This is a genomic window from Pustulibacterium marinum, assembly GCF_900116665.1.
In the GTDB taxonomy this organism is placed as follows: Bacteria; Bacteroidota; Bacteroidia; order Flavobacteriales; family Flavobacteriaceae; genus Pustulibacterium; species Pustulibacterium marinum.
The window spans coordinates 146,163-160,966 of sequence record NZ_FPBK01000009.1; the positions used below are offsets into that span (position 1 = coordinate 146,163).

Consider the following 14,804-nt stretch of genomic DNA (forward strand, 5'->3'; position numbering starts at 1 on the left):
TACTTCTCACTTCCGATACCGTACTTTTAACTTCATATACGGTACATTATAAAGTTTTGGCTTAAAAACAGACTTGCTTTGTTGCTGTGTCCATTCCTTACCACGGTACCGTTTAAAATAGCGTTGGGTATCGGTATGCGTAAAGAGAATATTGGGCGTGGTAAGATACATGCCTTTGTGTTCTGAGTGATCTTCCGGAGCTATGGTTTCTATCCCTACAAAGAGTCCTGTTTCTGGAAAACGAATGTGGTATGCTTCTAAAGGGATCTTTACGGTATTACTGCCATCAGGCACTATGATTATATTGGCAGAAGACAAGTAGGTTCCAGGAAAACCATTGTTGACTTCGTAAAAAGACAGCCTAAAATATGCCTTAAAAATGGTATAGCCTTCTTTCTCCTTTTCTTTTAGTTTGAACTGTATTGCTTCTAATCGGCCTGCTTTGTGCTGTGGATTGTCTATTAAAGTAGCTACCTCATACCCAAAAGGAACCGACATTGGATACGCTGTTTTTTTATGATGCACCCCTAAATTTTCAGTACCCGCACTGTAGGCGATGGCCGAATTGGTAACGACCACCTCGTCTAAAACAGAGACTTCGGGTTGCAACTTTACCAATAACTCCGTTTGCTGCATAGCATCACTTACTGCAATGGTTTGCGGTTGATAGCCAATAAAGGAAATTACTAGCGAGTCTTGAGGTGTATACGTGGCTATGGACAATAGAAAATGACCTTCTTCGGAAGTAGAAGTCCCTTTATTAGTCAAATTCAAACTCACATTTGCATAGGGCAATCCTTTTTCCGTAAGACTGTCTACTATGTAGCCTTCCAATGACTGGGCTGCTAGCGAAGCCGTGCTAACAGAAAACAACCAACATACCATAGCAAACATAAATGCATACAATTTCATCTCTATGACCAATTTAAGGTTCTGGTTAAAGATATTACTTTTCGATATAAAAACCGAACTTATCATAAATATCCATTCCTTAAAAGGATGTGCTTTTTTTAGCATCTTTTTATGATAACGCTCACACTATCTACGATAGACTTTTCGTTACTTATAAAAAAATTAATATTCATATAATCAAATCTTTATAGCTATGAAAAGATCTATCAAATTGGGAGTAGCAGCCATTGCATTTTTGGCTACAACTCTTGTTGCGCAAGCGCGCAGTATCATTGTTGCCGGACTCGTAGTAGATTCCGAAACCATGCAACCATTGTCCAACGCCAAAGTGTATGACCAGGAAGGCAAATTACTGTCAAAAACAAATGCCAAAGGGTATTACAAAGTCACCTTAAAAGATTTGCCAGATACGGGAGAATTGCATTTTACCCTGCAATTTAAGAAAGCTACGTATGCCGATTTTTCTCAAAAAGAACACTGGGGAAATCTTCCAGATGGGTTTAGCTCATCGTTGTATATAGGAATGAAAAAAGACAATGGCAACAGCAAAGCATTTTCTGAATTGAAAAGCACCGCAGACCTCAGCGTTACCGGGATTCAGAACAACTTTAAGGAAATTCAGGAAAAACAACAATTTTACAAAGCGGTAGACACTGCCAAAAGTGGTAATGAGCAAAGTGTACTCACCATAAATAATAAAACTTACTTGGTAAGTAACACTAGCTATATTGCTTTAAATTCTCCAAAGGATCAAGTGTCAATCAATGGTACCAAAGCAATTCCGGCTTCGGAACTCAACAACAAGTTAAAACGAAAACAAATTACTGGTTTATCACAGTTTGAGAAAAACGGTCGTACCACCTATATGGTGTACACCGCTATGGAATAAGACGCCTACAAAAGAATAATGTCTAAAAAGCACATCTTAAAAAAGGTGTGCTTTTTTAGTTTCATAAACAACTGAAAACAAAATCATTATAAACATTCTATATGATTTTTTAGTATCTTGTAAGAAAAACAACCTAAAAAATGATACTATGAGTAAAAATACCTCTGGACCCCATGATGATGGCGGTAAGTATTCAGTCTACTGGAACAAGGCTTTGAAAAAATATATAAGACGAAAAATTTCAGCTCCTACCAAAGAACAGATTGCCAAAGACCCGACTTATGAGCCAATGCGCTGCAACAGCAAGGAGTTTGGGTTGAGTAGTAAAGTAAGCGGCGTTATTAGAAATACTACCACCAAGCCTGTTTTCAAGGAATTTCAAGATGCCTATATGTCAAGCAGACTCACCAAAGCCATTAGGAACCTATTACAAGAACAAGGCGGAACTGCCGGCCATCGCAATCTTCAGATTCAAAAGCACAACACTCCCTTATACGAGTTTTCCATGCATAAGGAATATCCGTTGCGAAAGTATTTTAGAGGAAACATACATTTTCAATTGAGTGAAGATGCCACTACCTACCACATCAGTACTACCCTTACCAAAGACAAGATTAGCTACAAACCCAAAGACACAACGCATGCCCACCTTACTGTAGTGTTGGTAGCCGTTTCAAACTATACCACCAGAAGCAAAAAAGCAACTTACAAACCTCTTTGTCCCGAACTGAATGGCTGTAGCAGTGTCGCCTATAGCCATTGCATACCCTTAAACAAAACACCCGAAAGCGTTAGCTTTAGCATTACCAACCCTGTACCCAACAAGCCTAAAGACGTAAGTATCATAGCCTTTGTAGGGCTAAAACTAGGCAAAGGAAATCCTGAAGAAACGAGTATGTCTCCCCACACCAAAGGAAGTGCTATGGGCATATGGGATGTTTTGTGATTTTTAAATACTAATATCTATTTGATTTAATACAGGTGTGTATAAATCTACTTCATTATCTGGAGAATCAATTGACACTATTAAACTATACCTTACACTATTATCATACCTCATCAATTTTTTTCGAGATTTCCACCATCCATTGACTGGATAAATAGAAATATACTTTCTAGTAGCTAGATCTGCCCCTGTACCCTTCCAAATATCCTTATGAATAGATCCTTTATCTCTTAATTTACTTCCTAATATCCAATTCTCTCCGGAATATGACTGTCCTTGATTTACCTCACTTCTTGCTTCTTTATTTACTCTCTCTTTAAAATGATCTAGAGATTCTCCTGCATCAATCATTTTAAATCTTAAACCATGTGATTGATAATAATAAGAATTACTATACTGTTTATTTCCTGGATTCGGTTCTATAAAATAGATTAATGTAACCGTTAATTTTACAGGATTTTCAAAAAGGTCCATTAACACATCAGATGGCCAAGGTAATTCATAAAGATGCATCTCATTAGTCTTTACCAAATTACCTTCCAACATAAAAGGCTTAATAGTATTTTGAGAAATTAAAGTGAGTGAATTATTTGCGCTTCTTAACGCAGTTTCCAAATTAGGGACTCCGTAACCTACGCTTCTTAATAAACTTCCTTTTTCCGGACTAGTTAGATCTTCTATAGGTTTATTCCCCCTCATCTCATCAGTCCAAAAAGCAGAATGCACCAATAACCCTTTAATAGTTTCTGCCCATAAATTTGAATATTGATTTTTTAAAATAGCCGCATATCTCGCTGCTAATCCAGAAGCTGCACTTGTATCTCCAAAGCTACTCAACATTTCAGTTTGAAAATTACTATTCGTAGACATCAGTCTTAAAGACTCCGGATCAATAACTCCATTATTTAATCCCCCTAGATTGCCTCCTTCTAAAACTATTTCAGGCTTTATAGCCCAAACCTTATCCCAAGAAATAGACGTACTATTACTTGGAGACATTCCACCAGGATTAGCTAAACAAATTGCACCCTGAAAAAGTGATTGATCTATATTATACTTATTTGTATATGTCCCTACCGTTAATGCATTAAATGCCTGCCCAGGATCATGTATACCTTCTTCAAAATTTTTAACAGGGTAATCCTTAACTGTTAATGTTTCTACATTACCACCTGAAATACAGAAAAGAAATTTATCATTAGAAGTACCATTTTCTCCATAACAAATTTGATCAACAGAACTTGACCAAGAAGAAGGTTTTCCTTTATCTCTTCCATCAGTAGCTGTTACAGCCATCAATAACACCCTTTGATTCTCAGGATTTAGGATAATAGCTCTAGAAACAGCTTCAGATGTAACTGCTCCGTATAAATCAGGATGATGTGGATTATTAATATTAATCAATTTTACAGACTCTAATCTGTGATAGATATTTATTTGTGAAGTATCACCCAAAATTTCACTTAAATCCCCATATAAAGAAATCCCTGCCATTTGAGTCCCATGTCCATCTCTAATAGCGTCTGCTGTACCCCATTCCGGATTAACTGAATCCATACTACTGTCTGAAAGATAATCTGCTAATAACGGATGCTCTCTATTAACCCCTGTATCCAAAATTGTGATTAAGATGCTATTTTCAGATGTATGATTAACAGTTCTTTCTTTAAAATCCTCTATCCATTCATTAGAGTCATCTTTATCTAAACTTAAGAAAAAATCAGCCGTTTCTTTTGGCTTTCTTATTTCTGCAAGTTTGTCTGAATATAACACAGTAGTTGACAACACCTCACCTGTTGTCCTCACTAACCTAACAATATGTTCAGGAAAAACAATTCTTCTATTCGATACTTGTACTCCGCTTGCTAATAAATGAAAAACTAAATCGGAATCTTCATTAACATCTTCACTAATATTATCACGACGAAGCCAAATTTCCCACCAGACTTCATTATTAAAATCAGGAAAATCAATCTCTGATTCTTGCCAAAAGCTCTTCAATGTAGCTCTTTCTATATTAGCTATATTATTTAATAACTTTTGGTTTCTTGGATTACCGTTTTTTGTATTCTTATCTGGATTTAAATATTCTTCTATTTTTCGTAGAAATTTTGAAATACCACGTGTATTCAAATAGACACAAGCTCTGTATCTTTTATGCGCTTCTCCATCTATAGATATTCTCTCTAATTTAGAAGAAACAAAACGATGATCTCCTCTTCTGTTATCCTCAAAACTATCAAATGCTAATAGACAATCTATTTCAGATGTAAACTCTAAATAAACATATTCCGAATCTATTTCCTGTTTAAAAGAATTAATAGCTTCTTGAAGTTCATCTTTTAAATAAGTTCCATGTATGTTTCTATCTCTTCTGAAAGGAGAAACCCTCTCACGACCATTTAAAGGACTAGTATAACTTTCGGATGAAGAATAGCCAGAAATTATAATATGATTTAAATCTCTTGGCATATTTTATTAAATATTAAAATTGATATTTCTTACTTTGTATAAACTTAAGCAATTTTTTGTAAGAAATCTCATTTTCGCCAAAAACTATCATCTCTTTTATTGCATCTTTACATGCATTAGATATATCTGCATAACTTAATCCAATACTTATATCAGCCAACTCTAATAAATAATTATCATCAATTCCTTTGTACCCCTTAAGTTGAGTTTTTAAAAGCTTCATTATTTCTTCCTTAGAAGGAAGAGGATATTGTATAATATCATCAAATCTCCTAAACAAAGCCTTATCTAAAGATTCTGGCAAATTGGTAGCTGCTATAATAATACTTGTAGATTCGTCCTTTTCTATATTCATCAAGAAACTATTAAGAACCCTTTTTATCTCTCCAACATCATTCCCGTAATTTCTATTAGCTCCTATTGAATCAAACTCATCAAATAAATAAACTGCTCTATGCTGGTACATAGAATCAAAAATCAATTTCAATTTGGCTATTGATTCTCCCATATATCTTGAAATCAACCCATCTAAACGAATCAAAAAAAGTGGAATCTTAAGTTCTCCTGCGAGTGCTTTAGCTGTCATTGTTTTTCCACAACCTGGAGGTCCTACTAACAATAGTTTTTTTCTTGGTTGTAGATTATGTTGTAATAATTGATCATACTTTCTCTGCTCATGAATAATTCGATATAAAGACTCTGACACTTCTTCATTAAGCACCATATTCTTTAAACTTATGTTCGACCTATGTAATTCTAATAAGTCATGTAATTCCTTTTGAGCTTCATTTACATGTAGAATTCTAGTCTTAGCAGTATTTAAAGACTCCGTATTCCTTTGTTTCTTAATATCTTCAATTAAAATCTTTAATTCTTGAGCTAACTTAACGTGTCCTTTTTTTGCTTCTGAAGCAGCAATTTGCATAGCTGTGGAATAAAAACGACTCTCATCATTATCACCATAACTTTTTAACAATGCTATTATTTTTTCTGCTGCTGCCATTTTCTTAACTAAAATTTGAGTGCAAATATACTCTCTAACAAAAACATATCACATTTTTAAATTTAAATATTATTTTTTAGAATCAATAAAAAAACCTCCCTTTTTCGTATCTTAGAAAAACACCATTTTGGGCTGTGTTACACTTCCAAAAACAGCCGAAAAAACTCAAAAATTAAAAGAGATGTCCCGTAGATACCCCGTGTTTTCACTAATGGGCAATACTACCGCAACCGAACGGCAACCAATTCGCCACATTGCAAAAACACTTGCAACCCTACTAAACACTAACACTCCCAGCGATATCGCTTTAAAAATGACTAAAGTGATTGCAAATAAGGTTATGAATACAAAACAACATAGATAACTATTAATTCTAAAAAATACCCAATTCTGGATATTTACTTACTCTAAAATTATGCTTTTATTTACAGTTTATTAAAAACCTAAAAACTCAGCTGTAGATGAAAAAACTATACCGGCTCTTAATATTAGCGTTATTGATTCTCGGAACAACACACGTCGCAAGTATACTAATACCTACGGTAGTACTCACAAATATACATGCTACTAATGCTTTCTATAATACTCCAATACCAGAAAATATTTTTACTCAACTAGAGGATGATTTAGAGGTTAGCATTGCTCCTGTTTCACAAAACGAGTGTGCTGGCACTAATCTCAACTTTAGCGCTACTGTTACAGGTGGTACAGCACCCTATACCTATGAATGGAATTTTGGTGACGGAAATACTGCCAATACCCAAAATACTACCCATGCCTTTAATCCTTCCTTTGGTTGTGGTACTCCTTCTTACACTGTTACTGTAACCATTACAGATGCCGATGATACTACAGTGAGCACAACTACCTCAGTGAGTGTATTACAAAAACCGCATGTAGACATAGAAGATGTAGATGTACCCTACGATCCTTTTAGAAATTGTGACAACAATCCAACACTGAATAATCCTGACTATACCATTACGGTTGGTAATATTTCTAACTCTAGTAGCTGTACTAGCAGTTATACTCTTAGTTGGGGAGATGGCAGTGCCAATGTAACCAACCTATCCATGAGCGATTTTCCGCTTACTCATACCTACACAGCTTTGGGCGCTTATAATTTAACCCTTACGGCTCATGCAACAAACGGGTGCGACAACAGTGTTACCTACGTAGTTGCTAACCAAACCAACCCAGCCGGTAGTTTGGGCACCCTTGGCTCTACCACAGGACTCTGTGCTCCGGCTACAGTACCCTTTACCATTGGTAATTGGGAGCTCAACTCTCCGGGGACTGAATATATTTTAGACTTTGGTGATGGAGAATCTACTACACTTACACACCCCTTAAACGATACAAATACTACCCATACTATAGAGCATAACTATTCCACTTCTTCGTGCCCCAATCAAACTTTTACGGCCATCCTTACTGTAACTAATGCCTGTGATGGCACTCCATATACCGCAGGAAATATCCAAATAAGAATTCAACCTGAAGCCGAATTTACTGCACTAGAATATGGTTGTGCTGGCAATAGTATCACCTTTATCAATACTACCGAAGGCGGCTATGTAGGAAGTAGCTGCTCTACCTATGCCGACTATGAATGGGATTTTGGCGATCCTGCTTCTGGTGATGCCAACACCTATAGTAGCTCTGGGCCTACTGCGCCCAATGCAAACCACACCTTTACAAGCGCTGGCACCTATACCGTAACCCTTACTACTACTAACAGCTGTGGTACTAGCAGCTATTCTAAAGATATTTGTATTGATGACGGCGTCCCTACCTCTAGCTTTACACTCAATAATACAGAAGGTTGCGAAACCTTAAGTGTACAAGCTACTAATACCACCGCCAATGCCAACTCTTGCCATACCGAATACAGCTGGTCTGTAGCCTATACGCAAGATAACTGCGGAACACCGCCACCTAGTAATACAAATTACTTTGCAAACGGAAGTAGCAATACCGATGAGCATCCTGAATTTTATTTTCCGAATCCGGGAACCTATGAAATTACCCTTACTTCTGAAAATTCTTGTGGTACTCACCAAGCGTCACAAACTGTTCAAGTAAAAAATCCGCCTGAAGTTACTATTGATGCTATTGCTGATGTGTGTGGTGGTACCGAAGCTACCATTACCCCAACTGCCACTGTAACTAACTGTGGCAATGACGAGGTAAGCTACTTATGGACATTTACCGGCGGAACGCCCAGTAGTGCTATAACTGCTACACCCACCGATATTCTCTACAGCCTTCCCGGTGAATATACTGTAACACTAGCGGTTACCAATGAGTGTGGTACTACAACAGCTACCCAAAATTTTACAGTAGCCCCGGAAGTACTAGCCGATGCTGGGACTGATACTACCATTTGTGAAGGTGCTACAACCACTCTTAATGGTTCTGGAGCTGGCGGAACAGGAGCTAACTATACCTACTCATGGAGTCCGGCAACGGGCTTATCCAATACCGCTATAGCCACACCAACAGCCTCCCCAACCGAAACAACTACGTATACACTTACAGTAGCTAACGGTAATTGTTCTGGTAGCAGTGAAGTAACTGTTTATGTAAATGCATTTGATGTAGGTACGTTAAGCGATGCCCAAGTACTGTGTGAAGGAGATACTCCCGAAACCATTACAGAACTGGCATCCCCTACAAGCGATGGTGCTATTAGCTACCAATGGCAACTTTCTACAGACAACAATACCTATACCGATATTACCGGAGCTACCAATGCCACTTATACCCCTGATAACATTACACAAACTACGTGGTATCAAAGAACGGTTACCAGTGAAGTTAATGGTATTAGCTGTACCGTTAGTAACCCGCCTGTAAGCATCACACTCAACACCCTAACTCCGGGTGTTATTACAGCCGACCAAACCATCTGTAGTGGTGGTACCCCGGAAACATTATCTGCTGCTACTGCTACCGTAGCTACAGGGACGCTTTTATATCAATGGGAGTCTTCTACAGACAATACTATATTTACACCAATAGCAGGAGCAACCAATGCCAGTTATACTCCAACGGCACTAAGCAATGCTACCTGGTTTAGACGGATTGATTATAGCAGTCTTAACGGAACTAGTTGTAGTGCTATGACTAACACAATAGCTATAACACTAACAAATGCGCCCACAATTACCGAAACACCCATAGCCTCACAAATTTTGTGTGAAGGAGATATTCCTGAAACACTCACAGTTGCTACCGATGCCACAGATACTACGTACTTTCAATGGTATAGCAACACAACCAATACCAACACTAACGGAACGCCTATTAGTGGCGCCACCACTGCCAGTTATAATCCGCCCACTACTACAGCAGGTATAGTTTACTACTATTGTGTAGTAAGCACCGATGGTGCAGGCTGTGATACTAATAGTGCTACTGCTACCATCAACGTAATTGGCGCCCCCACGATTACTACACAACCTATGGCTGAAACCTTATGCGAAGGAGTTGCTCCAAGTTCCCTAAGTGTTAGCTACCAAGGTGGAACCGGGACGCCCACTTTACAATGGTATGAAAATACAGCAGATGATACCAGCAATGGAACACCCATTAGTGGTGCTACCAATACTACCTATACACCACCAGCCACTTTAGGCACTGTGTACTACTATGCAGTTATTACATTCCCATCTCAAGGATGTAATGTGTTAACCTCTGTAACGGCAGCGGTAACCATACAGCAACTACCGGTTATTAGCAGTGGAACTACAATAACCGTTTGTAGCAACGAGAGCTTTACCTATACTCCAGATACCAGTAACAATACCGTACCAGAGAATACTCAATATACATGGAACATGCCTACAGGCACAGGGTTTACTGGGGCAACCGCTGAAAATACCCCTACAGACAACTTTAGTCAGCAACTTGTAAATACAACGGCCAATACTGTTACAGCTCTCTACACGGTAACTCCTGTAGCAAATGGCTGTACAGGGAATCCGTTTGATGTAACGGTAACCATTCATCCCAAGGCCAACATCCCTGATACCGCTATTGAAATTTGTAACAACCAAGCTTTCAGTTTTGATCCTGCTACAGTAGCAACGCTGCTTCCAGACAATACCGTTTACAGTTGGGCTATTCCGGAGGGAAATGTTAGTGGTGGAGCTGCAGGCAATAATGCCAGTGTTATTTCTGGCAATTTAACCAATGCTACCACAAACGTAGTAACCACTGTGTATACTGTTACACCTACCAGTCCGCAAGGAGCATGTGTTGGAGCCCCTTTTACGTTATCGGTACAAGTACACCCTAGCTTTAGCGTAAGTAGTACGACCTCTGAATATAACGGCTATGAAATTAGTACCGCAGGTGGCAATGACGGGTTTATAAATCTAACACCAACCGGGGGCACGGGGAACTATACGTACAACTGGACAGGCCCAGATGGCTATACCGCTACTACACAAAACGGCACCAATTTGGTAGCTGGCACCTATACCGTTACTATTAGTGATGGCCTCTGCGATCCCATTATCCTCATCATAGAAATGCACGAACCGCTACCGCTAGTTATAGAAGAAGTATTGGCAGCTCATGTAGATGTAGACTGTTACGGTGATACGACCGGTGTTATAAGCATAAGCATTACCCAAGCGTCTATTAGCCCTTATACCTATGCCATTTACATTGAAGGCGTTACCCTTGTAGAGAGCAGTGCTGAAACTCCTAATGAAAACTATACTTTTGAGAATCTAGCTGCGGGCAATTATACCGTGAGTGTTACAGATGCAAATGGTACTGTAAAATACCTCAACAATTTAGAGATTACAGAGCCTGACAACCCCATTCTTGTCACCGCAACATTAAGTGACTTTAACGGTTTTAACACCAGTTGTTATGGCGCTCAAGACGCTGCTATTAGCACAAGCGTTTCCGGAGGCTATCCTCCTTATAATTTCTCATGGACAGGCCCAGACGGATTCACCGCAAATACTCAAAACGTTGCCAACTTAACTCCGGGGATTTATGAAATTACTGTAACAGACAGTACCAATGCCTGTGCTTTTACTGCTGCATATACCATTACAGAACCCGACACTGTAACTCTTACGGCAACCGTCACAGATTACAACGGCTATGAAATTGCTTGTCAGGGCGGCGATAGTGGCGCAATTAGTCTGACAATGAGTGGTGGTACCGGATATTACACCTATAGCTGGACAGGGCCAGACGGATTTACAGCTACAACAGCCTCTGTTACAGGACTCACAGAGGGCTCCTATGCCGTGACGGTTACCGATACGAATGGTTGTAGTACAGCAGATAACTTTACACTTAGTGAGCCAACAGGACTATCTATTACTGAAAGCCATATAGATGTAATTTGTTTTGGAGATGCTACCGGAAGCATCGATGCTACTGTTACAGGAGGAACACCCGACACTAACGGAAATTACTCCTACTTCTGGACAGGTCCTAATGGTTTTACAGCTACCACAGAAGATTTATCAAATATTGTAGCCGGCACCTATGAAGTAATAGCAACGGATGCCAACGGATGTACTATTAACATTAGTGCTACCTTAACGCAAGAACCCGAAATCATCATTACCCCAACCACTACTCCTATTAGCTGTTATGGTGCCAATGATGCTAGCTTAAGCCTTGAAGTTAGTGGCGGTAACCCGCCCTACGCTATTGTGTGGGCTAATTTTGCAGAAGGCACATACCAAGATAATTTAGCAGCTGGTAATTATACCATTACCGTAACCGATGCTAGTAATTGTGTACAAAGTATCACCGTACCTATACCGGAAGCTCCTGAATTTGCAATCTATCCAGAGGTAGCTCAAATTTCGTGTAATGGAGCTGATGACGGAAGTATTGCTTTGAATCTGGTTGGCGGTATTAATCCGGTTACTTTGGAATGGAGCGATGGAGACGACTCCGGGACTACCCGCAACAACTTAACTGCTGGCACATATACGGTAACCATCACAGATGGTACTCCTTGTGTAATTATAGAAACCTTTGTGATTAGCGAACCAGCTCCATTGGTATTATCCGGTAATGTGACTGACGCATTGGACTGTGACGAACCTGCTAGTGGAAATATCAACCTTTTGGTGAATGGAGGGATGCCGCCATACGTATTTAATTGGTCTAATGGCGCCACTACCGAAGATCTTACCAATATACCCAACGGCAATTACAGCGTGGTGGTAACAGATGCCAACGGATGTACGGCAAATGCAAGTTTTACCATTACCAGACCCGATCCGCTACATCTTGATATTACAGATAACGAAATGGTAGATTGTGATGCCCATACTGTAGTGCATCAGTATACCGCCAATGCCATAGGAGGAATTCCGCCTTACACTTATAGCTGGAGTAGCGGAACCGTTTCTGGTGCTAACAACGAAAACATGACAACCTCAGTTAGCAACGGAACCATTATAGTTACTGTAACCGATGGCTATGGTTGTACTATTACTGAAACTTTTGAATCTACCGTTAATGCATTGGGCGATGCTTATTTTGAACCCTATTCCCTTAGCTATGGTAGTCATCAAGAATATAGTATCTATGATCCCATAACATTCGACAACTTATCTGAAGGAGATTACTTTGTGGTCAGCTGGAATTTTGGTGACGGCAATTATAGTTCTTCTGTAAACCCCGTACATACCTATACCACTCCCGGCACTTATACCGTTACGCTGGTAGTAAACTATGACTACGGATGCCAGGAAACTTACGAAATTACCATTACCGTAACCGAAGGCTATCGCGTTATGATTCCGAATAGCTTTACCCCTAATAACGATGGTATTAACGACTATTTTACTCCTACATATAAGGGGATTGGTTCCATTGAACTTAAGATTTACGACACTTGGGGCAATCTGGTGTATCTGGAAAAAGGTGAAACTATTCAGGGATGGAATGGACTTCGCAACGGCTACGAAGCCGAAAATGGTAACTACCATTACCGCATTACCGGAGAAAGCTTTTATGGCGCAACTTTTAACTACCAAGGAGCATTTACGCTTTTAAAATAAACAAGCATGAAAAAAAATTTACTAATCACCCTACTTTTCATCTATGCATTTGCGAATGCCCAAGATCCTATTTACACTCAATATTACAACATTCCGCAAGTGATTAATCCGGGTGCTACCGCTATTAGAGAATCCGCTTCAGCCGGAATTATTCACCGAAGTCAATGGCCAGAAGCAGATCTTAAAATCAATTCAAACTACGCCTTTTACAATACATATTCTGAAGAAATGAATAGTGCATTGGGAGTTAACATTTTAAGCCAGCGAGAATCATTTTCAAAATACCACCTTACTCAGGTTAATTTTGCATATGCCTACAGAGTTCAATTAAATAGAAATTGGTTTTTTCATCCCGCTATAGAAGTGGGGTACGGAAATAAATCATACGGATTTCAGAATCTGGTTCTAGGAGACCAGCTCAATATAGACTCAGGAACAATTAACCCAACAACTGCAGACCCCACCATCTTAAATGAAAATGTAGGGTATTTTGATTTTAGTGCCGGAGCTATTATTAATACCGATAAATTTTGGTTTGGTATTACCATTAAACATTTAAACCGACCTGAAATTGACTTTACTAATTCAAAAAACATGCGGTTAGATATGTTCTACTCTTTCTCTGGAAGCTACACATTTGGTTTCCAAGAACTACCTAGAATATTGCCTAACAACACCCAGCTTTTGGTATCTGCTAACTATATGCAACAAGGCAGTTATAACCGATTAGATGTTGGTGCCGGAGTTCAATTTAGTTCTATTACCGTTGGTGCCATTGCTGCTACCAATCCTTCTAATATTTCAGACAATGGTATTACCTCTATAAATCCCTACCTAAGCTTTGAGTACGAACATTTTAGAATTGGCTATTCTTATGATATTGTAACTAACGGTATGGGACGTAACGGAGGCGTTCACGAGATCTCTTTTGTGTACCTCTTTGACCTTATTAAAGATTGTGATGGTTGTCCCAGGTACTTTAAACCAAAATCGAAGACGTATTTGTACTAAGAAGATTAGCTACATTATAAATAGATAAATTCAATATCCAATTGGACCCCGTAACTTTCTATAAAAAACAATAAAAAATCCCACAAAAAACCTCCCTTTTTCGTATCTTAGAAAAACACCAATTTGGGCTGTGTTACACTTCCAAAAACAGCCGAAAAAACTCAAAAATCAGAAGAGATGTCCCGTAGATACCCCGTGTATCTCCCGTAGATGTCCCGTGTTTTCACTAATGGGCAATACTACCGCAACCGAACGGCAACCAATGCGCCACATTATAAAAACACTCGCAACCCTACTAAAAACTAACACTCCCAGCAATATCACTTTAAAAATAAATAGTATTTCCAGTGAAACCTTTTTCTTGTCAATATACCCACATACAGGCTAGCCACCACAACCAAATACCTCCTGTAATACTAAGAAAAACAAGGTAGTTACTGTTACTACAAAGAGCAACAGCAAGCACCAGCGTAGCCTACTCAAAAAACACTACTGAAACGGGCATGGCAGCACTAT

At 39.0% G+C, this 14,804-nt stretch carries 7 protein-coding genes; 4 read left to right on the top strand and 3 right to left on the bottom strand.

What is annotated here, in order from left to right; translation table 11 throughout:
• Positions 1–6: 6 nt before the first annotated feature.
• On the bottom strand, positions 7–912 hold the full coding sequence (locus BM383_RS12555; protein ID WP_177229117.1) for a carboxypeptidase-like regulatory domain-containing protein: 906 nt from the start codon (positions 910–912) through the stop codon (positions 7–9).
• A gap of 193 nt (positions 913–1,105) precedes the next feature.
• Here BM383_RS12555 and BM383_RS12560 point away from each other — a divergent pair, with 193 nt between their 5' ends.
• Together BM383_RS12560 and BM383_RS12565 are read left to right on the top strand one after the other, a co-directional pair.
• Complete coding sequence (locus tag BM383_RS12560; RefSeq protein ID WP_093025490.1) at positions 1,106–1,801, top strand: peptidase associated/transthyretin-like domain-containing protein; 696 nt, start codon at positions 1,106–1,108, stop codon at positions 1,799–1,801.
• Positions 1,802–1,949: 148 nt separating this feature from the next.
• On the top strand, positions 1,950–2,747 hold the full coding sequence (locus BM383_RS12565; RefSeq protein ID WP_093025491.1) for a hypothetical protein: 798 nt from the start codon (positions 1,950–1,952) through the stop codon (positions 2,745–2,747).
• A 3-nt stretch (positions 2,748–2,750) separates the two neighbouring features.
• Here the strand turns inward: BM383_RS12565 and BM383_RS12570 are convergent, their stop codons facing one another.
• Both BM383_RS12570 and BM383_RS12575 read right to left on the bottom strand, forming a co-directional pair.
• Complete coding sequence (locus tag BM383_RS12570; RefSeq protein ID WP_093025492.1) at positions 2,751–5,219, bottom strand: S8 family peptidase; 2,469 nt, start codon at positions 5,217–5,219, stop codon at positions 2,751–2,753.
• A gap of 13 nt (positions 5,220–5,232) precedes the next feature.
• Complete coding sequence (locus tag BM383_RS12575) at positions 5,233–6,222, bottom strand: AAA family ATPase (protein ID WP_093025493.1); 990 nt, start codon at positions 6,220–6,222, stop codon at positions 5,233–5,235.
• A gap of 461 nt (positions 6,223–6,683) precedes the next feature.
• Between BM383_RS12575 and BM383_RS12585 the strand changes: the two genes are divergently transcribed.
• Both BM383_RS12585 and BM383_RS12590 read left to right on the top strand, forming a co-directional pair.
• Positions 6,684–13,277 (top strand): PKD domain-containing protein, encoded by a 6,594-nt coding sequence (locus BM383_RS12585; RefSeq protein ID WP_093025495.1) that lies wholly within the window; start codon positions 6,684–6,686, stop codon positions 13,275–13,277.
• Positions 13,278–13,283: 6 nt separating this feature from the next.
• A complete protein-coding gene (locus BM383_RS12590) occupies positions 13,284–14,288 on the top strand; it encodes a PorP/SprF family type IX secretion system membrane protein (RefSeq protein WP_093025496.1) in 1,005 nt (334 codons plus the stop codon).
• Positions 14,289–14,804 lie beyond the last annotated feature (516 nt).